Origin of the sequence: Bacillus sp. JJ1566 (assembly GCF_036962685.1) — a bacterium.
In the GTDB taxonomy this organism is placed as follows: Bacteria; Bacillota; Bacilli; order Bacillales; family Bacillaceae_L; genus Ferdinandcohnia.
In genome coordinates, this window is the sequence record NZ_JBALOP010000029.1 from 58,681 (window position 1) to 83,018 (window position 24,338).

22 protein-coding genes are annotated in these 24,338 nt (G+C 35.9%); 5 read left to right on the top strand and 17 right to left on the bottom strand.

What is annotated here, in order from left to right; translation table 11 throughout:
* Positions 1-14: 14 nt before the first annotated feature.
* From V7112_RS13055 to V7112_RS13075, 5 genes are all read right to left on the bottom strand, one after another.
* The gene (locus V7112_RS13055; RefSeq protein ID WP_335420274.1) at positions 15-905 is read right to left on the bottom strand and encodes an ABC transporter permease; all 891 of its coding nucleotides are present in this window, start codon (positions 903-905) and stop codon (positions 15-17) included.
* A 92-nt stretch (positions 906-997) separates the two neighbouring features.
* Positions 998-1,915: an ABC transporter permease gene (locus V7112_RS13060; protein ID WP_438823891.1), complete on the bottom strand. Its 918-nt coding sequence runs from the start codon at positions 1,913-1,915 to the stop codon at positions 998-1,000.
* 55 nt (positions 1,916-1,970) lie between these two features.
* Positions 1,971-3,617, bottom strand: a complete 1,647-nt coding sequence (locus V7112_RS13065) for an ABC transporter substrate-binding protein (protein WP_335420281.1) — start codon at positions 3,615-3,617, stop codon at positions 1,971-1,973.
* 63 nt (positions 3,618-3,680) lie between these two features.
* A complete protein-coding gene (locus V7112_RS13070) occupies positions 3,681-4,871 on the bottom strand; it encodes a MalY/PatB family protein (protein WP_335420284.1) in 1,191 nt (396 codons plus the stop codon).
* Between the two features lie 476 nt (positions 4,872-5,347).
* Positions 5,348-6,046 (bottom strand): helix-turn-helix transcriptional regulator, encoded by a 699-nt coding sequence (locus V7112_RS13075; RefSeq protein ID WP_335420287.1) that lies wholly within the window; start codon positions 6,044-6,046, stop codon positions 5,348-5,350.
* Between the two features lie 563 nt (positions 6,047-6,609).
* On the opposite strand from V7112_RS13075, the gene V7112_RS13080 reads away from it, so the two are divergent.
* The 3 genes from V7112_RS13080 to V7112_RS13090 all read left to right on the top strand — a co-directional run bounded on the left by V7112_RS13080 (position 6,610) and on the right by V7112_RS13090 (position 7,918).
* On the top strand, positions 6,610-6,813 hold the full coding sequence (locus V7112_RS13080) for a hypothetical protein (RefSeq protein ID WP_335420289.1): 204 nt from the start codon (positions 6,610-6,612) through the stop codon (positions 6,811-6,813).
* Positions 6,814-7,041: 228 nt separating this feature from the next.
* Positions 7,042-7,359, top strand: a complete 318-nt coding sequence (locus V7112_RS13085) for a PadR family transcriptional regulator (RefSeq protein WP_335420292.1) — start codon at positions 7,042-7,044, stop codon at positions 7,357-7,359.
* Entirely contained in the window at positions 7,346-7,918 is a 573-nt protein-coding gene (locus V7112_RS13090; protein WP_335420295.1) for a DUF2812 domain-containing protein, read from the top strand. The genes V7112_RS13085 and V7112_RS13090 overlap by 14 nt, the downstream gene beginning before the upstream one ends.
* Positions 7,919-7,994: 76 nt before the next feature.
* On the opposite strand, the gene V7112_RS13095 is transcribed toward V7112_RS13090, so the two are convergent.
* Together V7112_RS13095 and V7112_RS13100 are read right to left on the bottom strand one after the other, a co-directional pair.
* Entirely contained in the window at positions 7,995-8,501 is a 507-nt protein-coding gene (locus V7112_RS13095) for a type 1 glutamine amidotransferase domain-containing protein (protein WP_335420298.1), read from the bottom strand.
* Positions 8,502-8,949: 448 nt separating this feature from the next.
* Positions 8,950-9,825: a LysR family transcriptional regulator gene (locus tag V7112_RS13100; protein ID WP_335420301.1), complete on the bottom strand. Its 876-nt coding sequence runs from the start codon at positions 9,823-9,825 to the stop codon at positions 8,950-8,952.
* 124 nt (positions 9,826-9,949) lie between these two features.
* Here V7112_RS13100 and V7112_RS13105 point away from each other — a divergent pair, with 124 nt between their 5' ends.
* Both V7112_RS13105 and V7112_RS13110 read left to right on the top strand, forming a co-directional pair.
* Complete coding sequence (locus V7112_RS13105; protein WP_335420303.1) at positions 9,950-11,329, top strand: MFS transporter; 1,380 nt, start codon at positions 9,950-9,952, stop codon at positions 11,327-11,329.
* Between the two features lie 29 nt (positions 11,330-11,358).
* Positions 11,359-12,303: an NADP-dependent oxidoreductase gene (locus V7112_RS13110; protein WP_335420305.1), complete on the top strand. Its 945-nt coding sequence runs from the start codon at positions 11,359-11,361 to the stop codon at positions 12,301-12,303.
* Positions 12,304-12,478: 175 nt separating this feature from the next.
* Here the strand turns inward: V7112_RS13110 and hxlB are convergent, their stop codons facing one another.
* The 10 genes from hxlB to V7112_RS13160 form a co-directional block, all read right to left on the bottom strand.
* Positions 12,479-13,030 (bottom strand): 6-phospho-3-hexuloisomerase, encoded by a 552-nt coding sequence (hxlB, locus tag V7112_RS13115; protein WP_335420308.1) that lies wholly within the window; start codon positions 13,028-13,030, stop codon positions 12,479-12,481.
* Positions 13,031-13,052: 22 nt separating this feature from the next.
* Positions 13,053-13,979: a sugar phosphate isomerase/epimerase family protein gene (locus V7112_RS13120; protein WP_335420311.1), complete on the bottom strand. Its 927-nt coding sequence runs from the start codon at positions 13,977-13,979 to the stop codon at positions 13,053-13,055.
* Positions 13,980-14,021: 42 nt separating this feature from the next.
* The gene (locus tag V7112_RS13125; RefSeq protein ID WP_335420314.1) at positions 14,022-15,464 is read right to left on the bottom strand and encodes a PTS transporter subunit EIIC; all 1,443 of its coding nucleotides are present in this window, start codon (positions 15,462-15,464) and stop codon (positions 14,022-14,024) included.
* Positions 15,461-17,572: a BglG family transcription antiterminator gene (locus V7112_RS13130; RefSeq protein ID WP_335420317.1), complete on the bottom strand. Its 2,112-nt coding sequence runs from the start codon at positions 17,570-17,572 to the stop codon at positions 15,461-15,463. The genes V7112_RS13125 and V7112_RS13130 overlap by 4 nt, the downstream gene beginning before the upstream one ends.
* Positions 17,573-17,713: 141 nt before the next feature.
* Entirely contained in the window at positions 17,714-18,760 is a 1,047-nt protein-coding gene (locus V7112_RS13135; protein WP_335420319.1) for a zinc-dependent alcohol dehydrogenase family protein, read from the bottom strand.
* A 13-nt stretch (positions 18,761-18,773) separates the two neighbouring features.
* The gene (locus V7112_RS13140) at positions 18,774-19,877 is read right to left on the bottom strand and encodes an NAD(P)-dependent alcohol dehydrogenase (protein ID WP_335420323.1); all 1,104 of its coding nucleotides are present in this window, start codon (positions 19,875-19,877) and stop codon (positions 18,774-18,776) included.
* 26 nt (positions 19,878-19,903) lie between these two features.
* Entirely contained in the window at positions 19,904-20,740 is an 837-nt protein-coding gene (locus V7112_RS13145; RefSeq protein ID WP_335420327.1) for a carbohydrate ABC transporter permease, read from the bottom strand.
* A 3-nt stretch (positions 20,741-20,743) separates the two neighbouring features.
* Positions 20,744-21,688: a carbohydrate ABC transporter permease gene (locus V7112_RS13150; RefSeq protein ID WP_335420330.1), complete on the bottom strand. Its 945-nt coding sequence runs from the start codon at positions 21,686-21,688 to the stop codon at positions 20,744-20,746.
* Positions 21,689-21,757: 69 nt separating this feature from the next.
* Positions 21,758-23,308, bottom strand: coding sequence for an extracellular solute-binding protein (locus V7112_RS13155; protein ID WP_335420333.1), 1,551 nt, complete (start codon positions 23,306-23,308; stop codon positions 21,758-21,760).
* Between the two features lie 226 nt (positions 23,309-23,534).
* Positions 23,535-24,317, bottom strand: coding sequence for a DeoR/GlpR family DNA-binding transcription regulator (locus tag V7112_RS13160; RefSeq protein ID WP_335420336.1), 783 nt, complete (start codon positions 24,315-24,317; stop codon positions 23,535-23,537).
* Positions 24,318-24,338 lie beyond the last annotated feature (21 nt).

Genomic DNA, 24,338 nt, shown 5'->3' on the forward strand with positions numbered 1-24,338 from the left:
TACTTCCCTCCTACCTATCTAGTCCGATTCGTTTTTGGATCAAAACGATCACGAAGATAATCGCCGATTACGTTAACTGAGAGTACGAATAATGTAATTGCAAGTCCTGGAAATGTAGAGATCCACCACGCAACAGATATGTAGCCTCTTCCTTGTGAAAGGAGCGCACCCCAGTCAGGTATTTCCTTAATGACACCTAAACCTAAGAAACTCAAGCCGGCTCCAATTAAGATGGAAGTCCCTAATCCAATCGTTGCCATGACAAACATGGGTGCCCATGAATTTGGAAGAACATGCCATATAAAGATCCTCAAATTATTTGTTCCAATTGAATGGGATGCTGAAATATAAGGACGTTTCTTAATACTAATCACTTGACCACGCATAATCCGTGCATACCCTGCAATGGCGGCAACCGCAACGGCTAAAACAATATTCATTAGACTAGGCCCCAAAGCAGCAGCAATCGCAATCGCAAGTAAAATGCCAGGTATCGTCATTAAAATGTCAATAAATCGCATGAAAATTGTATCGACAACTCCACCTTGATAACCTGAAATTGAGCCAATTATTCCTCCGATGATTCCACCGACAAGAACGGATGCAAATCCGATTAGTAAGGAATCACGACTACCATAAATGACTAGACTTAATACATCTCTTCCAAAATAGTCTGTACCAAACCAATGAGCGGAACTTGGAGGACTTAAAATCTGACTTGGGTTCATTTGTGTTGGTGAATACGGAGCTAGCCACTGTGGGAAAAGTGCAAATAAAATAATGAAAAATATAACGATACCAGACAAAGCTACGAAAAAGTTAGTAACAGAGAAGCGCGTCTTCAGTTTTAAGCTTTTGACTTCAGGTAGCTCCATCGCTTGCTTCGTTTCCATCGCTTCTTTCATTTTGTTCCCCCTCTTTAATTAGATTGCATGGATTTCTAGATATGCACAATACAATCATCGTGCATATCTAGAATTGAAATCATACTAATTGGTTAAGATGAACGCCGAACCCGAGGGTCAATAACTGAATATGATAAGTCTACTAATAAATTCACCGTTACATATACAATGGCGGAAATGAACACAGCTCCTTGAATAACCGGTAAGTCTTTTGCCAAAATGGCATCAGCTATTACTCTACCTAGCCCTTGTCTAGAAAAGACAGTCTCAATAACGACCGTACCTGCCATCAGTTCTCCAATATTAATACCGATGATGGTGATTGCTGGAATTAATGCATTTCGCAGTGCATGGCGATACATGACAATTCTTTCTGATAATCCCTTTGCTCGGAGTGTGACAATAAATTGTTCATTTATGACTTCAACCATACTACTACGTACCATTCGGATGATAAGACCTGCGCCAATAAAACCAAGTGATAGTGACGGAAGGATGAGTGTCATAAATCCATCTGAGCCCATTGCTGGGAACCAGCCTAGTTGTAGGGAGAAAATCATGATAAGTAGGATCCCAGACCAGAATGTTGGCATCGAAATTCCAAATAGTGCTACTAATCTTGCTAAAATATCAATCCAGCGATTTTGGTAAATAGCGGATAATACTCCTAGCGATACCCCAATTACGACAGAAAAAATGGCACTCATTAGTGTTAAAAACAAGGTAGCTGGTAGATGCGCGATTATTTTTGGTAGTACAGGCTCGCTATTCGCAAAAGATGTGCCAAAATCACCAACTAGCATTCCAGATATATAATTCCAAAACTGCATATATAGTGGTTGATCGAGTCCTAACTGTACCCGAAGAGCTTCAATCATTTCCGGTGTGGCAGTATTTGGATCTATCATCGACATAACAGGATCACCAGGTAATAGGTTCATGATGGTAAATACGAGAACCAATGATCCGAATATCGCTATCAGGGAAGTCGCAATCCTTGAGATAATCATCCTATTCAATAGTTACCAACTCCTTTTAGCAGCATTTACGAAATTGATTGCAAGATTATTTTGAGATAGATACATCATTAAATAATGGGTAACCTAAACGGTCAAACTTAATTCCATCTACACTTTTATGTGCGGCAACTGTATATGGGAATACATAGATTGGAATCGATACAACACTTTCCATAATTCGTTGCTGTGCTTGTTTGTACAACTCTTCACGTTTCTCTTGATCCTGCTCAATTCCACCTTTTTCAAGCAAACTGTCAAGTTCTTCATCTTCCGACTTTCCTGGAAGAAAGATTTGGTTTGGTATTGGAGAGTGATAGAATTGGTATAACCCATGTGAGTCAGAGTTTACAGCACTGTTTCCATATACATCATAGTTAAGATTTGTAATAGCCGTCGTGATGTCTTGTGTAATTTCAATATTGACTTCTATCCCAATTTCCTTAAGCTGCTGTTGAACCATGATTGCAATGTCATTACGTTTTTCCCTGTTTGGAGATGCATCAAGATATTGGATTGCTAGTTTTTTACCATCTTTTATACGAACACCGTCTGCACCCATTTTATATCCAAGTTCATCTAATAATTGGTTGGCTTGATCTAAATCACGACTAAAACTTCCTTCCAACGATTCATCATAGCCTAACATCCCTGGAGCTAGTGGTGACCATGCACGGGTGTAAGTACCAAAATAGAGCGTTTGAACAATCGCATCAATATCGAGTGCGGATTTAATCGCTTCACGAGCTCTTACATCACTCCATGGTTCTCTTGTTTGATTAAAGAACAATGTGTACGGTAATCCCTTTGTATCAATTTGAAGTAATTCTACATTTGGATCGTTTTGCATGCTGAGGACATTTTGCGGAGGAACTGTTTCCCCAGCTAACACTTGAGCACTTTGAACACTTCCTATTCTTGTTGCTTCTTCAGGAATAATCTTGAAGGTAATTTTATCAACATGAACTGGTCCTTGATTTTCAACAATTCCAGCAGGACCCCAGTTGTAATCTGGATTTCTCTCTACGACAAGTTCAGAGTTTTCTACCCATTTTACAAACTTAAATGGGCCAGTTCCAACAGGAGACATTCCAAATTGCTTACCAGCAGCCTCTGCCGCAGTTGGTGATGCCATACCGATAAATCCTTGACTTAGAAAGCTTAAAAAGGCAGCGTTTGGATTTTTTAAATTAATTTTTACCGTGAATTCATCAATTACCTCTGATGATTCATAATCAACTAGAAGATATCGTGCATATCCTGGCTGAATATCCGGACCAACCATTCGATCAAAGTTATATTTAACTGCTTCCGCATTAAATGGTGTTCCATCGTGGAATTTTACATCTTCTCGGAGTTTAAATTCATAGCTTTTTCCATCTTCAGAGATCGTCCATTTCGTTGCGAGCCATGGGCTGATTGTGTTATCCTCATTCTGAACTACTAAACTATCAAACATTGTTCTAAATGCACGGACACTAACAGCATATCCAGCTTGGTGTGGATCTAAATTATCTGGATTTGTGGCCAAAGCAAATGTAAATTCACCGCCTTTAGTTGGTTCATTCTGAGTATCATCGTTTGTATTTTTGGAATTTGAAGATGTTTCTTTTGTACCACCACCTGAACAACCTGCTAAAATAACTACGATCGCTGTGATAATCGCTATCCATTTTATCGATTTGATATACTTCAATTTACTTTCCTCCTTATCAAATTAAAAATGTATAATCTACTAGTTTGATAGATTGCTAATTTTTTAATGTAAGTCTTCAAATTCTCTCGCAATTCGTTCCAATGCTTCCTTTATCATTGGTCGAGGAGATGGGATACATATTCGTTGGTAGTGCAAGCCTTCTTCACCAAACATTTTTCCATCTTCTAATAGGACGTTCGCGCGATTATAAATACGATCGTGAACTTCTTCTGGAGAAATACCATACCCGCTGAAATCCATCCACATGACATATGTTCCTTCAGGAATTCTAACCTTTACTTTTGGCATTCTTTCAGCTAGAAACTGTTTTGAATATTCTAATGTTCCGTCAATATATTCTTTCAATTGTTCTAACCACTCCTCTCCATCATTGTAGACAGAGATTAACGCAGCCATCGTGAAAGGAGATGCCAATTGAAAGCCTAATGTGTCACTAAATGTTTTTCGATGGTCAGGATTAGGGATGATAATATTGGTACAATGAAGCCCAGCAACATTAAATGTTTTATTAATAGCTGTACAAGTAATAATATGATCATCACTAGTGGATGCCTTGGCGATTGGTATAAATGTTTGGTCACGTCTTATCAGGTCACCATGAATTTCATCTGCAATGATCAGAACATTATGTTCCGCACAGATTTCTGACAATTTCTTAAGTTCCTCCTGATTAAAAAGTCTTCCAGTCGGATTATGTGGATTACATAAGATAAACATCTTAGCTGATTCCTCTTTTGCTTTTGCCTCGAAGTCTTCAAAATCGATGGAATAATACCCTTCCTCATTGCACTTTAATGCATTATTTAAAACTGTTCTATTATTTCCTTCGATTACCGAAGTAAATGGCGGATAGACAGGGCGTTGGATGATGATTCCATCACCAGGTTCGGTGAATGCTTTAACGGCTATATTTAATGCATGTACTGTGCCAGGACTATAGATGATTTCCTCTTTCTTAATCTCCAAATCATGTCGTCTCTTGAACCAATTCTGAATGGATTCATAATATTCGTCTGAAAAAATCGAATACCCAAAAATTCGATGGTCTACTGTTTTATGTAGTGCTTCTATCAAAGGTTGTGGAACAGGTAGATCCATATCAGCTGTAAATAATGGGATTGTGTCATTATCGTATCTTTCTGTAAAACCCCTTTCTTTCAAAAATTCTCCAGCATCCCATTTCACTGAGAACGTATTTCGTCGGTTTACAATTTCATCGAAATTGTATTTCATTTGTCCTCCTCCTTTTACGAAATTTAAATAAGATTCAAAGAATCCTTATTTGGTTGTCAAAAGCTTGAAAAAATCAGTAGTATGGTGTGAATTGCTTGAAAACGCTATCAAAAGTAAGGTGAATAATAAACCCAGAATAGGTTTTAATTCTTTTATGTGCGATTTTCACAGAGGGATTTACTTTCATTCGTTTGACATGAATTGTGTGTGGACAATGATAAGGTAGGGTAGGAAATATCATTTCTCTTGAATAAACTCGGAAAAAACTCTCTTAATTTTAGTCCTAGAACAAAGATGATCCTGAGAGTTTAACGAAAATAGATTACTATGATAATAATTTATTATTACCACTATATTTTATAAGAAATGACTTGTCAATGTAATTTTCTTTATTTTCTCTATATTTTATATATTCAGATAATATTCGTCGTAATTCTTCAATTTTTTTGGTAAATGAGCAAATTCTTTAATATAGACTATTGTTTAATGTCGATTTTTTGTAGATATCTATATATCGTGGCTTCTGAGCTTTTTAAATTCATGGCTACTTCGGAAACAGCCCCTTTTATTAAGAAAACGCCTCTTTCATTTAGTTTACTAACGATCTCCATTTTTTCATCTGATGACATCCGTCCAGGAGGGATATCTACCTCTGAAAGGGTCTTTAAAATAATCGATGTTGTTAGATCTTCAATGGATGTATGTAAGTCTTCAAATGTATCATCACATTCTCCAGGTTCTTTGCCATTTAATTGTAAGCCGTTTGCACCAACCTGAGGTGAACCATTAATGATATTATCAAGAAGATTCCTCGTTTCAATCATGGATCCAACGTCCATGTTAAAACAAAGCAAACCAATAACCTCCCCATTAAGATCTTTTATAAAGAATGTGGATGATCTCACAATTTTTCCTTCTTGCGTTTTACCAGCATAATTGATTAGAAAGTCCTTACTTGCATATGACTTTTCTTTCAGGATTTTTAACGCCAAATCTGTAATAGAACCTCCGACTTTCCGATTGCTGATATGGTTATTCTTGATGGCAATAATGGAGTTTTCAAGATTTCTGATATCATGTAAAACGACTTCGCAGTGTTGCCCCATTACACTACCTAAAAACTCAACAATTGGGATATAATTCTGAAGTAGTTCTGAGGCACTTTTTTTTACCATTTAATCACCTCCTTTGCAAAGTGGACTATTTACTAGCGGCAATGAAAATAAATCTTTATCATGATAATGGATTATTGCCTCGATAATTAATTATTAATACATGATATACAAGTTGTCAACTGAATATTCTGTATTTTTCGTAAATTAAAAAATAAATATTCTTCCAATACGAAAAAGGTATTATTGTCCTGCGTCGCCAGGACAATATGAATTTCACTTCGTCCCGTTGCAACTCACCCTAAATTCATTCACAAATAATTGTGCCTGCCCCTTTTGCGTTCATCAAGGATGTAAAGTTGATCATTGAGTACTAGTGCCAACTACATGAACAATACCCTATATCACTAGCACTTCTTTAAGTTCTATTGATTCCTTCTGATATAGTATCTAAACTGCACACGGTAGAGCTTTTTACCATTAATATATGTGGCTAGATTGTTACAAGTTTTCAAACATAATTATGAAGGATTTGTGAATCCTTTCACAATTATACCTTTGAGATACCGAATGGAGATATACTGTAATTGAGTTAAAAATATATCTTCCAAGGAAGGTGCAAGGGAATGAAAGGTACAGCATTATTAATCAATAAGGATCAATCTGTTACAGTATTAGAAAACGTTGAACATGATGTGTATGAAGATCTAGTAAGTCTAGGAGATTTTAAAAATAGTCAATGTATCATTAATGACAATGAAATCCACTTTGAACCGTTTGATAATGTCGTTTGGTATGAGGAAACAATTGACTGGGAATACGGTTATTAATATATTGATTCATTAACAATGGCTTGCTGTAAGTAGATTACTGCTTCCACAATCGGGTCATTTAATTGAATAAGGCTACACAAAAGGTCGCTTTCCCTTACATAAGGAAAGCGACCTTTTTAGATTGTTTTTTCTCTATTTTTGAAAATGTTGTTGACTATTCAGTTGAACTGTATTACCTTATCATTAAGTTGAACTATATAGTCGAACTGAATAGAAGGTGAAGAGATGAAACATAAATTATTACCGTTGTCAGAAACCATGCATTATATTTTATTAGCTCTACGTGAGCCACTCCATGGTTATGCCGTCATGCAGAAGATAGAACAGATAAGTAACGGTACTGTTATTTTAGCAGCTGGTACATTATACGGTGCCATTGAAAACTTGAATAAGCATGGCTGGATTGAACCTGTCGGCGAGTCAGGTCGGAGAAAAGTTTATATGATAACTGCAGAAGGAAGAGCCATTTTGAAAATCGAACAAAACAGGTTAAGGCATATTTTATCCCTCTACGAAGGAAGTGAGTCGAATGAAGAAATTTAAGATATTTTTTTATATTGAAAAAGAGGAGCAATGGCTGAACGAGCAATTACAAAAAGGCTATCGTTGCACAAATATTAGTGGATGGGGAATATACACTTTCGAAAAAACAGACAAAAGATATGTGATCCGACTGGATTATCAAGATTATTTATCAAAGAAAAAGTTAGAAGATTACAAAGGAATCTATGAAGACTTCGGATGGATTTATATAAATGGCCCGTGGTTTAGTGTTATTCGATATTGGCAAAAAGAAGCTGATGATCAAAATGAAATCTTCTCGGATCGCCAATCAAGGAGTAATTATTATAAAAGATTAATGGGTTATTCATTTTGGTTGGGGGCGATTATGCTGTCTTTAGCCTTTTCTTTTATGACTGATAAGGATTCAGAATTATATCATGAAGGTCTTTGGAGTATGGAGGGTTCATTATTTTGGAAGGCATTTTTATTTGAAACTCCATTTGTCCTTTTGAAGTTGTCTCCCGTACTTCTGGTTGTTCTTTTTAGTAGCAGTTACTATAAAGCTTATCGAAAGTATGCAATGTTAAAAGAAAAATAATGCGATGTAATTACGAACTATTTTCTATCAAGGTTATAAAAAAGGTCTCTTCATAAACTTGAAGAGACCCTCGAACTTATAATTTATTTAAAATTTCTTTGATAAATGCTGGCTCGTCCTTAGGTGTACGAGACGTGATAATATTTCCGTCAACCACTACCTCTTGGTCTAAAAAGATAGATCCAGCGTTTTTCAAATCATCTCGGATTCCAATATAAGATGTTGCCTGTACCCCTTTTAGGATATCGGCACTAATCATTACTTGTGGGCCATGACAAATACCTGCAATCACTTTACCTTGTTCATTAGCTAGTTTTACAAATTGAACGACTTCATCATTGACACGAAGTGCCTCTGGAGCTCCGCCGCCAGGGATAATCACCGCATCATAATTATCAGCCTTCGCTTCACTTATGGAAAGTTCAGACGTATAAGAAACCGTTCCTTTCTTCCCTTTAAGCTCAGCACCTTTTTCAATTCCTACCACAACAGTTTTGTGACCCGCTTCATTCATTGCATCATAAGGGTTCTTCATTTCTGAATCTTCATAGCCATTCGCAAGTAAAAAGCATACGTTTGCCATCTAAATCCCCTCCTATGTAATTTGAATACAATTTTATAGTAATGGATTCATGGAGTTACTTCAAACAAAACGGTACCACAAATTTCCTTATCACAATCTTTCATTATTTTAGATAATATGACCTCTAAAAACCCATGGTCATTTTTTTATAGGATTAAAATACCTATTCTTACCGTTTAGCACATAAGAAAGGCAGGATTTTATATAAACTATCTTATTTCTCTACTTTTGGTTGATATTAGTGACCAAGGTCAAACAGGTACACTTAATATTGTCATGTGAGTGTCAGGTGTTGCTTTTTTTCAAGCCACCTCTGCCATGCCACACTAGGGACATAGAGAGAGCCGCTACCAAAAAAGCGTTATTCTATGGGGAATAAAAGTGAAGTCAATTTTAAATCTATTTAAGCTTTACTGTAGCAAATTGAATTATAGATGCCACCTTATATCTATAAATTTTTATAATGCTGAATCAGCAAATCTTGAAACGTACGAGCTGCTAAAGATAAATATCGCTTTTCTGACCATGACAAATAATAGGTTCGGTTGCAAACTGGTTCTTGAATGTATAAAGGATGAAATAGATTCTCTCTTTCTAATAAAGTTTCTAACCAAAAGGCCACTCCGAGACCTGAGTTAACTAATTCCTTTATTGTTTTTGACTCATCCACTTCATATACAACATTCGGGGTAAAACCTGCCTTTTCACATAACTCATCAGTAGTTTCCCGGAATGAATGCCCCTTCTTAAAATGGATGAAAGGTTCATTGGCGATTTCACTCAACGTGGTATTCTGTTGATTTGCAAGTCGATGTGAGAGGGGGACTGCGAGTAAAATTTCTTCAGTCTGTATTGGTAAGTTGCGAATCCCTTTTCGTTCAATTGGTTTGCAAGAAATACTGAAATCAATTTCACCATTTTCGAGTAATTGTTCCTTCTTTTCTAACGTGGAGACTTGTGAAATTCTAAAATGGACATCAGGATATGAGCATCGAAATGAGTTTATTACATCAGAAAAATACGGTAAAAAAGTTGTGTCTATAGAAACAGTTCCTCGCTCTAATCCTGCCATATCCACAATTTCCCTTCGTCCCTCTTCCAATGCGTTCAGTGCAACTTCCACTTTATTTAAAAAAACTTTCCCATATTCATTAAGTGAAATCTGTCTCCCTTGGCGATCAAATAATGGTACACCAATATCTTTTTCTAACCTCGCGATGGTCTGGCTAAGAGCAGGTTGCGTAATATACAATTCTTGTGCTGCTTGTGACAAATGCTGTAACTTTGCAACCTTTTGAAAATACCTTAGTTGAAGTAAATCCATTTTGAACACTCCTCTTTCATAAGCTTAATCTTATGATTGTATAAACAAATATACATTATTAATTATATATTCTGAACCGTAAAATGAAGTTATCACTAATCCGAAATAATGGAGGAAAGGTAAAGTGGAATTATCAATTGTACAAGAAACTCGAATCATTCGCTTGCTTTGCTTGCTTGTTCCATTTGCAATAATCAATAGTTATATGTTGAACGTGGCTTTACCTGATATATCGGCTCAATTTGGAATAACTACTTCCACTACGAGTTGGGTTGTAACCGTATCTGGTATCATTTCTGCTCTCGGTGCCCTTATTTATGGAAAGTTAGCGGATTATTTTGGGATAAGAAATCTGGCATCGTTTGGAGTGCTCATGTTTTCATTCGGTTCCATCTTATGTTTTTTTACGCCAAATTACCCAATTTTGATTGTTGGGCGAATTATCCAAGGAATCGGAGTTTCCTCTATCCCTTCTTTAGCTATGGTGATACCCGCTCGCTATATTAATACTGAACGTCGAGGCAAAGCATTGGGTATTATCGCGTCCACCATGGCATTTTCAGGGGTGATTGGTCCTATTTTGGGCGGGATTCTCACTGGATATTTTCACTGGAGATATTTATTTCTTTTCTCAACGTTCAGCTTACTAACATTACCTTTTATTCGTAAATGGTTACCTAACGAAGTCCATAAACAAAATGGAAGAATAGATATTTCAGGTGCAGGATTAATAATTGCTTTCATTATTTGTTTAATGGAAGCTATTACCCTATTGAATTTATGGTTGCTTTTAGGAGGTTTATGTTTCTTTATTTTCTTTCTTATTCAACAAAAGAAAAAGGCAGATCCATTTATTCCATTACATCTATTTCGACATGCTTCCTATCGTCATGGAATAATAATGGGTGCAATTAATACCTCTACCAATTTTGGTGTTTTCCTAATTACCCCTATACTATTCAACCAAGTTTATGGATTAGAGGGACATTGGATTGGATTTCTATTAGTTCCTGGTGCAATCGTATCCGCCCTGTTAGGGAAATATGGTGGATCATTGGCTGACAAAAAAGGAAATCGCTATGTATTTACAATATCTATCATTGTACTTAGTATCGGTTTTCTCTCTCTCTCCACTTTCGCAGGATACACATCTTGGAGTATCTCCATTTTCTTGATTCTTACAGAAGTCGGATATATTTTTATGCAACCATCACTAGCCAATTGGGTGTCTAAAAATCTATCACAAGAATCTTCAGGAATTGGGATGGGTGTATATAGTTTGTCGAATTTTTTATCAATTGCCCTGTGTGGCACTGTCATTACCAAAGTAGCTGAATTTGACAAGTTGCCTCCTATAAATCCACTATCCGCACTTGGACAATCTGGGATTTATAGTAATATATACTTCGGTTTTTTTGTACTCACATTGTTGAATTTGCTTTTATTGTACAAATTTGTATATCGGCCTGAACAAAGACTTTTTAATACATTCATACAAAAGTGAATTTCATTTAAGAAAGGATTTGATCCGTCATGTTACCTCAGTTAATGAAAGCAATTCGTGTCCACCAATACGGCGGTCCAGAAGTACTAAAACTAGAAAGGGTTCCTATTCCAAATCCTGAAGTTGGTCAGGTATTAATTCATGTTCATACAGCTGGAGTTCTTCCGTATGATTGGAAATATCGCCAAGGGTACTTTAAAGAAAGTCGCCCTGCAAGTTTCCCTTATATTCCCGGGTCATCATTCGCGGGAACCGTGGAGAAAATTGGTTCAGATGTACATGATTTATACAAAGGACAGGAGGTATTTGGTCGAAGCCTGTTTGGAACATACGCTGAATATACAGTGGCATCCGCAGAAGGACTTATTCTAAAGCCTGCTGCATTAACCTTTGATGAATCCGTCACAATACCAGGAAGCGCCGTGACCGCGTGGTTAACCATATTTCGTGAAGGAGAATTAAAGAAAGGTGAAAAGGTACTAATTCATGGGGGAGCTGGTGGGTTCGGCATGATTGCTGTCCAATTGGCCAAATGGAAAGGTGCACATGTCATTTCAACCTGTTCAGCAGAAAATATTGACTTTCTGTACTCATTAGGAGTTGACACTGTCATTGATTATACTTCTGAATCATTTGACAAAATTGTCCGGGATGTGGATTTAGTTGTTGATACCGTGGGAGGAGATACGTTAGAGCGTTCATGGGCCGTTGTAAAAAAGGGAGGAAAACTTCTGTCGCTAATAGAAGACCCATCAGTTGAAAAAGTGAAAATGTTTGGGCTAAAGCCAGTAAAACCGTTTTCTATCCCTTCTTCAGAAGAAACTAAATTTATTTCTCAAACCATTTCTCAAATGATCATTGAGAAACAGGTTAGTATATTAATTTCAAAAAAATTTCCGTTAGAAAAGGCACATGAAGCACATAAACTAAGCCAACAAGGACATGGGCGTGGTCGGATTATACTCAATGTTTAAAAGGTTTCTTCCCCCCCAACACGTGAGTTGAGGGGAATTTTTAATAGACACCGGTGGCATAGCCGCTCCGATTCCGGCCAGTTCTGTCAATATTTTAGTAATTTTCGAATCAAAATATCTGCTTGAATCTGAAACAATTTTCTCGCTTTTGGCTCCGCAGGGAATTAACTAACATTTACTCTAAATTTGTATGCAATTCCTCCATTTTTTCCTCAGGAAACCGAAGTTCTTCCTTGAGTTTCACAACAATTAACTCAAATAACAATAATTGCGCTTGCTCAAATAAGGCACCCATAGGCTGGGGGGATGTTCGATTATCTATACCATCCCTCATTGTTTGAGCATCAATTATGACTAGAAGGTCAGCGGATTGCGCCAAAGGAGAAGATTCCGATGCTGTAATAAAAACAATTTTCGCCTCTTCACTTTTTACGATTTTTAATAAAGCCTCGACTGTTGAAAGATATCCAGTACCCGAACTTGTGATAAATAGATCACCACGAGTAATTTTTTGTGTTGTAACATCTCCTACAACATGAACATTTAAACCAAGATGCATCAATCGCATTGCAAATGCTTTTAGCATTAAAAATTCTCTTCCTAATCCATAAACAAATATCTTTTTTGCATTACAAATTTCTGTAATGAATCTATTTATTTTTTCATCATTAATGGATGAAAATGCTGTTTTTAGCTCTATAAGCATTAACTCTTTTAAATCATTCACGATTAAATTCATCCCTATCTTGTTAAGAAATGTATTCCTTTAAAGAATTTTTCCAATACTCTACGCTTTCCTTTATTTCTTTTAAAACAAGATCATCATTCTCTTCAAAAGGATGACCTAATTCTAAAAGTAGCACTATTTCTTTCTTATCGATATGTTCTAACGTTTTTACAAGTTTCGATGCATCAACCGTTCCCTTTTTATTATTCTTCTCTGTAAACGGCCAGTGCCGATCTAATTTCCCGTCCGTTTGTTGAAGGTGGATAATCGGAATGGTGTCGCTTAGTTTCTCAATCCATAAATAAGGATCTTTTTCTTGAGAAGTTAAGGATGGATTTGTTGTATGTCCCATATCGAAACAAAGTGAGAATTTCGCTCCTTCTTCGCCGACCAAATTATTGATTTTTCCAATAAATCTCCTTGTATCTTCTATAGTAATAGCCCCCTCACGCTCAACCGGGGTGGCCTCCCAGTAAAAATCAATGATTCCGTTCTGTTTTGCCTTTCTCAGAAGATAAACAAGGGCTTCCTCACCGCATTTTTTTATGTGTGTATAATCTTCTTCATACTTAAAAGTATGGATATCCATACCTCCTATTGGTCCACCAGTTGCGTGGCACCCTAGAATTTTTGTAATCTCAAAGGATTTTTCAAACCAATCAATACCATCTCTTCTCCCATTTTCGAGCGGATGGTAAAGCAAATTATGAGAATAGATGGACAAGCCAGTAAAAGTAGAGTGAATCTCTAAACCATATTTATTACATTGATTTACAACACAATTACAATATTCGTCAACTGCTGCTTTAGTTGACCTTGGGTCTAGCTGGTCAAAAGAAAACTGAATTAGATCTAACCCCAATTCCTCCTTAATTAGCGGTACCCAATATGTTGGGTTAGTCCATCGTTTTATTGTAAAACCGGTTGAAATCCCTAACGTAATTTTCATGCTATTCCACTCCAGCTTTTCATATATGCAATCGGATACATTTTATGAATGATAATGAAATTGTTTACTAGATTTAATTAATGAGATTAGATTATTATACTCTTCTATATCAGTAAATGAATGTAGAGCATAGTACTGTTTTTCTGGATAAGCTTTGCGTACTGATTTATAAAACGTATTATGACAAATGATGATATCCGCATCTACCGGAACATCATGTAAAGCTGAATTTGTAACTTCAACAGTAAGGTTATTTTCTCTTAACTTTTTTCTAAGCATAGCAGCCCCCATAGCACTTGAACCAATTCCAGCTTCGCAAACAAAAACAATATTTTTAACTTGTTGGTTGCTATTATAGTCAAATCCTTGAAGTTGCTCCCATTCTGAAGACTCTTCACTGGATTTCTTTGGAGTAAACAACGGAAATCGGTCAATTCCTTGGAGATTTTTAATATTTTCAAGTTCTTTTTCAAACTCTTCTTCTGAAGAATCCACCAATGATTTACCCAAAATCACATACGATAGTAGAAATGAAAATATTATAGAAACTAATATCCCTAATAAAACATAATACAAATCAATTTTTGGACTCATTGCTACAATGGTCACTATACTGCCAGGCGATGGTAACGATACCAAGCCTACCCCATATAGTTGAAAAATAAAGTTGCCAGATATACCGCCAACTATAACAGCAATGAGTAGTTTCCAGTTCCTAAGTATATAAGGAAAATAGATTTCATGGATTCCACCAACAAAATGGATTAGAACAGATAATTTTATCGTACGCCTTTTTTCTTTAATCGTTCTTACATAATATGCAAGTAATATACCTAATCCGGGACCAGGATTTGATTCCAAAAGAAAAAAGATTGATTTTCCAAGCTCTTTTGCCTGTTGAATACCGAGAGGACTTAGAATTCCGTAATTTATAAAATTATTAAAGAAAAACACTTTTGCAGGCTCAATAATGATAGCCATCATTGGTAGCCAGCCAGAATATATAAAACTTTGAAGAAAACTGTTTAATGTTTTAATACCAAAAGATAATGTTTGCCCTACATAAAGAAAGCATGCTATCGTTAATAAAATCCCTACCAAAGCTGTTATCAAATTGGTAATGAGCAATTCATATCCAACTGGAATTTTCTCCTTAATCAGAGTTTCAATTTTATGGATGATCCAAGCTGAAAATGGACCAATTATCATAGCACCAATAATGATTGGGACCGAGCTAGACAAGGTCAAGCCGTAAACCACAATTGATGCAACGACAGCTCCCCTCTGACCACCAATTAGTCTCCCGCCAGTATACGCTAAAAGAATTGGCAAAAGGGTTTCATAGATTGGATTTACAAGGAGGATAATTCTATCATTATAAAAATAACCATAAATCCCGAACATCTCCCTGATAATCCCAACAGCAATTATTACCGCTAAATTCTGGTAAACCATAGCAGCTAAAAATTGCCCAAACTTTCTCATTTTATAGAAGGCTCCTTTACAAACTTTTTTACTTTCTCAAAGTAAAAGTTAGATAATATTACTTCTATTTTCTCTTTCACAACAATTTCCGGTTGATTAAGTAATGTTTGTATAAAAGCTTCTTCTATTAAATTAGCACTTATTTCACTAAGAATTTCGATATGCTCTTTAGGGGAATTTAACGGGGCTCCTAATAAAAGAATAGTTTGAATTTTTTCTCCAGATGTCCATTGAATTGGTCGTTTCAACCTTATTACTAAAACCAACAATTCATTGACATGTTGACTTTTGGTGTGAAGTAATGCCAACTGATTCAAAACAAAACTTCCCCGTTTTTCTCTCTTTTCAATGTCCTTTAAGAAACCCTTTCTATTTTCAATAATCTTTATTTCTTTTAATATTTCTGTTAAAAGAGATTTAATCGAAGGTATCTTCGTAACAATGTTTACTAATTTAAAGTTTCGGAGAATTTGTATCATGCCTTCTCCATACTTAGCAGATTCAATCATAGAATTCGTATCATTGGTCGTCTGTTTAGCAAATACTTTTGGAAATGAATTTAGCTTCATTTGAATGAGTTCAAGTTCCCTTTCGTGAAGTAACGGGCTAACGGTTATATAATTTTGCTCGTCCAGAAAAGGTATCGTAATTGTAGAGATTATTAACATATTTTTGCCAATCGCACTTAACTTTTCCTTCAACTCGATTACGGACAAAATTTCTGCAACTCGAATACCGGTTACCTCTTTTTCAATTTTAGAAGCCAAAAATTTGGATGTCCCCATCCCGCTTGCACACACAATAATAGCCTCAATAAAATTGCCGTTTGCTTCATCCATTCGTAAAATAGAAGCACCGATATGGATTGCCAAATATCCAATTTCATCTTCAGGAATTTCCCTGCCTACCTTTTTAGAAAGTAACTGAGAAGCTCTTTGACATGCATCTATCACATCAGGAAACTTCTGTTTAACCTCATTATGCATTGGATTGTGAATTTGTAGTCCAAGTTTAAGTCTATTAATTGCAGAAAGTAGATGTGCAAGTAATCCGTCAAACAAGGATAAATCATGGCTTAGTGTTATGGATAGATATCCTTCAACCTCTTTAATAAAACTCCTTGTGAGGTCGTACCATTCTATCTCAACTTCCTTAAAGTCACTTTTTTCATTCAGGGAATTAGCACCAAAAAGATGAAGGGTTATATATCCGACTTCCGTTTCAGGAATCTTAATCATTAATGACTCTTCTAATCTTTTTACAATCTTTTCAGCAACCCCATATTCTTTCTTTAATTTAATTTCCGTTTGTAGGTCCCATTCCTCATTTGGTTCATTATTATTTTTGATTCTTTCAACAGCTAATAACAGATGGACAATTAAATTAACATAGTTTCTATCTGATAGTTGAATGAACGTTTCCGATTCAATTGCCTCTTTAATGATCTTTTCGATGAGGAGAATATTTTCAGTTGGAATAAATTTCTGCAATTTTTCAGAAAGTATTTTACCCGTGTTCTTCTCTTCTATGTTTCCTTCCTCCTGATTCGAAAGCTGAAATAACTCAAACCATTCTTCAAATGTAATATCTTTATGTAGTAATTTTGATAAAGCCATTCTTTTATCTTGCTCTGTTCCTACAATAAACACACCAATCCCTGGTTTCCTATGGATTTCTATATTAAACAACTTACAAAATGGATCTAATTTTTCCAAATCACTACTAATAGTTGCTTCGCTTACTCCATATTTATCACTGAACACATAATATTTAATCGGTTCAGAGCTTAGTAACAATTGATAAAGAATACCATCTTGCCTTTCTTCCTGAGAAAATACGACTATCTTTTTTGACTTCACTAAATCATTTTCAAGTCTTACTTTTTCATCAATTGGTCCTTCTATAATCAATCCCGAACCCATTTTTTTTACTAGTTTTAAATCATAGCCATTAAATATTGTTTTTAAAGATATAATTTCACGGTGAATTGTCCTGGTACTTAATTTAAAAATCTCAGATAGTTGGTGATAGGATACGGGATGTGAAGCATATAAAATAGTTCTTAAAAGGCTTTCTTGTCTAGAGCTTATTAAATGATCGTTCCCCATAATTTTACCCCTCATTATTATTCTAAAAATTTTATTTTTTCTAATAAATTAATTATAACCTACTAATTTTCTTAATTAAAGTAGATAGAATGGGGAACGAGTTATGTCTATTGAATGCGTGCTTAGGTTTTTCCTCCATATTTAGAGGGATGGATAAACCAATACTTTACAGTCAGTACTTCTTTTTGGCTTGGACATGTAGGAGACAAACTCTTCTAAACTTATCTTATTAGTTACTAATGGTCCTACATTTACCCTTCTCCCTTCAACCATAGAAAGTGCTTTGTAAAAATTAAATTTAAGAGCCATAGTTCCAAGATAATTCCAATCTTTATGGTATATCTCAAATGGACTAATGGTGATTTTTGAATGATTCGGTGCAACACCAAATTGAAGAATTCTTGCACCTGGACCGGCAAATGCAAACATTCCTTCTATTACTGATGGAATTCCTGTTGCATCTACAACAACATCAAATCCGTTCGGATAATTTTGTTTACCAATTTTATCTGTTAATTTTTCATCACTAATTACCGTAGATGAAGCACCCAAATTTCTGCCCATTTCTAATTTAATCTCAGAAACATCCACCAACACAACCTCAGATGCGCCGCTAACCTTTAACGCCTGCACCAGCATAAGTCCCATTGGTCCCGCTCCAAAAATTACTACCTTATCACCAAAATTGACGTTAGTTCTTTCCAAAGCATACGCAACACAAGACATAGGTTCAACTAATGCCCCTTCCTCAAAGGACAATTCATCATCTATTTTATATAAATTTTTTGCAGGCACTCTCACGTATTCTGCGAAGGCACCATTCACCGTGACACCTATCGCATTCCAGTTTTTACAATGATTAAATTGATTGTTTCGACAGTGATAGCATTCTCCACAGTATATAGATGGGTCCACTGAAACACGGTCTCCAACATTCCAACCTGAAACATTCTCACCTACTTCAAATATTGTTCCAGAAAATTCATGTCCTCCAATAAGAGGATAGGGCGAAATAAAATCGCCCTCCAAAATATGGTAATCAGTACCACATATCCCACAGCATTGAACTTTTATTGTCACATCATCAATTCCTGGCGAAGGATATGGAACCTCTTTTACACTCATACTATGTGGACCATTGTAGATTGCAGCCTTCATTGTATCAACTTTAGTTAAAGTATTTGACACCGTATTTCCCTCCCTATTTTGTTGGTATACCATGTGGATATACAATCACTTTGAGACTATGCTTTTTGTTTGTTCTCGCTCTTTCTATAGCCTTCTTTGTATCCTCTAGGTCAAACTTATCGGTTACTAAACTAAGAAGATTACTAGATTGTGACTGCATAAACTCAATACCTTGCTCATATGTGTTCGCATATCTGAATACTCCATATATATCGAGTTCAGAATCTGCGATTAATGGAACATTAAGTCCTATTTCATCCTGCGGAGGTAATCCAATTATAACTAATTTACCCCCGCGTTTAACCGAACCTAATGCTGATTGAAGTGCTTTTGGACTCCCAGCAGTCTCAAAAGCAATATCTGCACCTTTTCCATTTGTTATTTTTAAAATTTCCTCAATCGGTTCTTTCTCTAAAACATTGATCACATCTGTTGCGCCTAATTGTTTAGCAGCAAACAATCGATTTTCTTCAAGATCTGTAACGATTATTTTGGATGCACCAAAGGCTTTGACTGCTGCAATAGCAGTGAGACCGACTGGGCCCATTCCCATGATTACAACTGTTGAACCAGGTTGAATCTTGGAACGCTTTGCAGCATGAATACCAACAGAAAATGGTTCTATTAGTGCTGCTTCTTCAAATGTTAGCGAGTCAGGTATTGGAAAAAGGAAATCTTCCGGGTGTTTTAAGTATTGCAGAAACGCACCATTTACAGGAGGTGTTGCTAAGAATTGAACTTCTGGACAAAGATTATACCTTCCTCCTTTGCAATATTCACATTGTCCGCAGGTAATCCCTGGTTCAATAGCAACTCTATCGCCAACCTTAACTTTTGTGACCTTTTCACCAACTGCAGCTACAAGTCCAGCACACTCATGTCCGAGAATTAAAGGCTTCTCAACAATATAACGACCGATTTTACCATGTTCATAATAATGAATATCTGAACCACATATTCCAACTGCCATGACCTTCACTAACACATCGTTCCCACTTACACTCGGGACGGGAATGTCCATTATTTCGATTTCAAAAGGTTTATTCATAACTGCTGCCTTCATAGACGTTGGAATATTGATAACACCTGCAATTTTATTTTCATTTATTACGTTCATCGTGCTTCTCCCTTCTGTGTAAATACTTATTTCACAGCTCCCATAGATAAGCCTTGTACTAAATATTTTCTAACAGCAAGTCCAGCAATGATCATTGGGGTAATTATTACTGTACCTGTTGCCATTGCTTGGCCCCATGCAATACCCGTCTGCGTTATTAACAAAGATGTAGCTACAGGTATTGTTTGGGTGTCATGCCCAGAGAAAATCGATGCAAACATAAAATCATTCCAAGAGAACATTAAACAAAGAATGCCAGTTGCAACTAAGCCTGGTGCAGCTGGTGGCAGTGCAATCCTCCAGAAGGCCTGGAACTTACTGCATCCATCAATCATCGCAGCCTCTTCCAAGGCTATGGGAACTTCTTTGAAAAATACCATCATCATCCATAAAGCAAACGGTAGATTGAAGGTGGTATACGCAAAAATAAGACCAGGCATAGTACCAATTAACCCCAGCTTAGAGAATAGGAGATATAATGGTAAAATAACAGCTGGTATAGGAGCCATTCTCGTACTTATAATCCAAAATGAAAGGCCCCTTTCATTTTTAAAGTTACCCCTTGCCAATGCAAAACCTCCTAATGTTCCAAGAACTAGTGAAATCATTGTGGAAGCTACACTTGCAATTAAACTGTTACTCAAATAACTAAAGAAATTCCCCCTTTCTGAAAACATATATAAGAAGGTTTCAAAGTTTGGCTTAAACAAAAACTTTGGAGGCATAGAAAACATTCCTGCTTCCGTTTTTACTGAGGACATCACCATCCATACGATAGGAAGGAGTGCCCATATAAGTGCTGAAATCACAAAAGTATAAAGAGCAGTGTATTTGATTATCTTTTTCGTCCTGTGTGTTGACACTCATTAATCCCCTTTCGCCATGAAGTTGACAAATTTTCTTCCAAGAAATATTGTGAAGAATAACATTGTTAACCCAAGTGCTGCAGCCGCTCCAAAATCTTGGAATTTAAAGGCAACTTCAATTAAATAATAGCCTATTACTTTAGTAGAATTTGCAGGTCCACCCTCAGTCGAAATTTTTATCGTATCAACAAAACGTAAAATATCCATTGAGCGAATTAAAAGTGCTACTAATACAGTTCTTGAAATAAGAGGGAAAATAACATAGAAAAGACGCTGGGAATAGTTTGCACCATCTACTTGTGCAGCCTCAATAGGATCTTTAGGTAAGGATTGAAGTCCTGCAAGAACTATCATAGTAATTAAAGGTGTCCATTCCCAAACATCCATTAAGATGACAGCTGGCAATGCGGTCTTTATATCTCCAAGAATTTGAATATCAATACCAATAAGTCCTAGAATCCAAGCATAAAGACCATATGTAGAATTTAGAAGAAACCTTCCCAATAAACCTGCTACAACTGGTGCTACAAAAATGGGGATCATCCATAAAGTGACAACTAAATTTCTACCTTTAGGTAGTTCATAGATTGCGATTGCCATCGCTATTCCTAATAGCAATTCTAAAAATAAACCCATGACTGCAAAAATAACGGTCCGTCCCCAAGAACTCCAAAATGTATCATTTAACATAATTTTTTTCCAATTTGATATACCATTAAATACAGGTTGATCAATAGAGATCATGTAATCCATAAAACTTGCATATATCAAATAAAGAAAAGGGAAAATACTAATAATAGCTAAAAGAATAATGGACGGAAGAATCATCCAATGCTCTGTCTTATAATTTTTTATGTTAAATATATTTGTTAAGGAGTTTCCTTTATTAGACTTCAAAGCTCTTTCTTCGTTGATCTTTTTTTTGATATTCGTTTGAAGATTCAAGCTGTTCTACTCCTCTCCTTAGTTTCCTATAAACAGATAGGGATCACAGTGGATCCCTATCATTCTCAATTAATTTCCTGTAGCTTGATTACTCTGTTTAGCAATTTCTTCAACCGCTTTTTGTGGAGGCTGTGAATCAGCTAACATTTTTGATAGTTCTGTAAAAATAAATGTATCAATTTGTGGCCATTGCGGGATTTTTGGTCGCATATACACATTATCTTCTTTCCAGGCTTCTAATGTTGCAGGCATTGGAAGAAGGTTAGGCATTTGTTTTGACTCTTCAGTTCCAGGCTGCATGCCCTTTTGAACATCAGGTAAATCATAAACAGAATGACGAGTTGGCGTTGAACCGCCTGCATCCGATTTTAAAATCATATATTGAGCTTGTGGGGAAGTAGCCCAAACTGTGAATAACCATGCTGCCTTTATTTCTTCATCACTTCCATATTTATTAATGCCGATTCCCGTTCCACCAAAAGAATGCGCGTGTCTTACATCACCTTTAGGAAGTATAGACCAGCCTACATTTCCAGCTACTTTTGATGAGCCTGGATTTTCAAATGTAGATGAAAACTCATGCCATTCCGGTGCTAATGCAACTTCACCTGCTGCAAATGCCTCTGCTAGACCATTCCAATCCCAAGAAGTACTTCCCGGTGCAGAAACTGAAATTAATTTTTTATAAAACTCAGCTGTTTTCACCGCAACTTCTGAATCCATTGCTGATTTCCCAGGATTCGTTTTTCCGATACTACCTAATTCAGTATCCTCAAAATAATCCCCGCCGTTAGATGCTAAAATGTTACTAAAATCATTCATGAGTGAATCATGTTGCATGGCTTGGTGACCTGCACCATATTTAACCTCTGTAATAACACCCTCCTGAGCTTTTTCAGTGATCCATTTTGCAGCTTCATAATATTGCTCCCATGTTAAATTTGGACCAGGTGTCCAATCAAATCCTTTTTCCTCCATGAATTGGTCTTTATATTTTTCAAAAACATCTTTTCTGTATGCAAGTACCATTGTAGGGTTATCATATGGAAGAGCATATAATGCATCTTCATTCGTCATATACCCATCAACTATAAGCTGACTTTCGATGAAATCCTCAATACCGCCTGGTACACCTGGCATTGTAGGCTCATTAATAAATGCATTTAAATCTACAAAATGCTTTGAATGCTTTGCAAGAATTTGATAAGGGTCTGCATAAATAACATGATATTTTGAAGATTTTGCATTAAAGTCAAGACTAACCTTCTCTACAACTGTTGCTAAATCACTTTGTTCAATATTTACTTTAATTCCTGTAATATCTTCAAATAGATGGATATTTGCAGCTAGTGCTGATGAAGGAGGTGTATTTTCTGTGATTACATTTAGTTCAACACCTTCATATTGTTTCCAGTCAAAGCCCTCTGGTGCAGTAATTTTTGGAAGCCCTTCTACCCATCCATCAAATGGTGCTTCAACTTGAACATCCGTATTAATATTCTCTGAATCCTTCGCCTTAGTGTTGACAGGTTCTTGACTACTTCCTTGAGAACATGCTGCTAATAGCAAAGTAATCAGCACTAGAAAAATTACACTTTTAAACCACTTACTCTTAATCAAATTTATTCCCCCTTTTAGAATATTTTAAATATTGATTACGCTTTCATTATAAATTGAACAAGTTTAGGAATGATAGTTAAAGATGTCATAGGTTTGTCACAACTGAATTATGACAAAAGCCTAGTAATTCATATTCCCACAAATAAAAAAGCTTTTCAGCTAAAATAGTATAAGCTGAAAAGCCACCTGTTTTATATATTATCTACGATTTTGCATTAAACCAAAATTAGCAANNNTTAAATTGAGTTTCATATTCAGTTTTTATTTCTTTATTAGAAATAATTGTGTCTACATTTTCAAGAGAGGCAAATTTATTAAAGCGATTTTTTTCAAATTTTGTATAGTCGGCTACTACATGGACCTCCTTTGATATCTCAATGACAGCCTGCTTGATATAGCCTTCCTCTATGTTAGAATTACTAAGTCCATTATGAAAGGATATACCGCTGCAACCAATAAATGCATGATCAGGCTGAAAACCTTTTAGGTACTCAATTGTCGCTGCGCCAACTGTAGATTGGGTAGAGTGTCTTACTTCCCCTCCAGCAAGAAGAATTTGAAGGTCAACATTTTTAGTTAAGACTTGTGAGATATTAATTCCATTTGTAATCACAACTATTTTTTTTTTATTCAATAATTCATTCGCAATTTCTAGCGTTGTCGTCCCTGCATCTAAAAAAATGGCATCACCTTCTTTAATAAATGAAACAGCTTTTTTGGCTATTCTCTTTTTTAAGTATTTACCCGTGTCCTCTCTGACAGATAACGGTATGTCTTCCCCGACATCGGTGATATTGATTGCTCCACCATGAACTCTTTTTATGTATCCATATTCTTCTAAAGAAGCTAAATCTCTGCGCACTGTCATATCGGACACACCGAATTTCTCCATCAACTGGTGTACAGTTACAGTCCTGTTCATCACAATAAATTCCTTCATTTTTGCATGTCTTATATTCGTAATCTCTATTTGCCTCACCTCTTTCTGATGTATATAAACCTTTATCATAAGTCTAAATAAGCTTAACTA

Excerpts from the sequence above, each read along its gene's own strand:
- V7112_RS13055 (WP_335420274.1), bottom strand. The coding sequence starts at position 905 with ATGAAAGAAGCGATGGAAACGAAGCAAGCGATGGAGCTACCTGAAGTC.
- V7112_RS13090 (WP_335420295.1), top strand. The coding sequence starts at position 7,346 with ATGAAGAAATTTAAGATATTTTTTTATATTGAAAAAGAGGAGCAATGG.
- V7112_RS13125 (WP_335420314.1), bottom strand. The coding sequence starts at position 15,464 with ATGAGAAAGTTTGGGCAATTTTTAGCTGCTATGGTTTACCAGAATTTA.
- V7112_RS13060 (WP_438823891.1), bottom strand. The coding sequence starts at position 1,915 with ATGATTATCTCAAGGATTGCGACTTCCCTGATAGCGATATTCGGATCA.
- V7112_RS13120 (WP_335420311.1), bottom strand. The coding sequence starts at position 13,979 with ATGAAAATTACGTTAGGGATTTCAACCGGTTTTACAATAAAACGATGG.
- V7112_RS13110 (WP_335420305.1), top strand. The coding sequence starts at position 11,359 with ATGTTACCTCAGTTAATGAAAGCAATTCGTGTCCACCAATACGGCGGT.
- V7112_RS13075 (WP_335420287.1), bottom strand. The coding sequence starts at position 6,046 with ATGGTAAAAAAAAGTGCCTCAGAACTACTTCAGAATTATATCCCAATT.
- V7112_RS13095 (WP_335420298.1), bottom strand. The coding sequence starts at position 8,501 with ATGGCAAACGTATGCTTTTTACTTGCGAATGGCTATGAAGATTCAGAA.
- V7112_RS13080 (WP_335420289.1), top strand. The coding sequence starts at position 6,610 with ATGAAAGGTACAGCATTATTAATCAATAAGGATCAATCTGTTACAGTA.
- V7112_RS13085 (WP_335420292.1), top strand. The coding sequence starts at position 7,042 with ATGAAACATAAATTATTACCGTTGTCAGAAACCATGCATTATATTTTA.
- V7112_RS13070 (WP_335420284.1), bottom strand. The coding sequence starts at position 4,871 with ATGAAATACAATTTCGATGAAATTGTAAACCGACGAAATACGTTCTCA.
- V7112_RS13100 (WP_335420301.1), bottom strand. The coding sequence starts at position 9,825 with ATGGATTTACTTCAACTAAGGTATTTTCAAAAGGTTGCAAAGTTACAG.
- V7112_RS13140 (WP_335420323.1), bottom strand. The coding sequence starts at position 19,877 with ATGAACGTAATAAATGAAAATAAAATTGCAGGTGTTATCAATATTCCA.
- V7112_RS13130 (WP_335420317.1), bottom strand. The coding sequence starts at position 17,572 with ATGGGGAACGATCATTTAATAAGCTCTAGACAAGAAAGCCTTTTAAGA.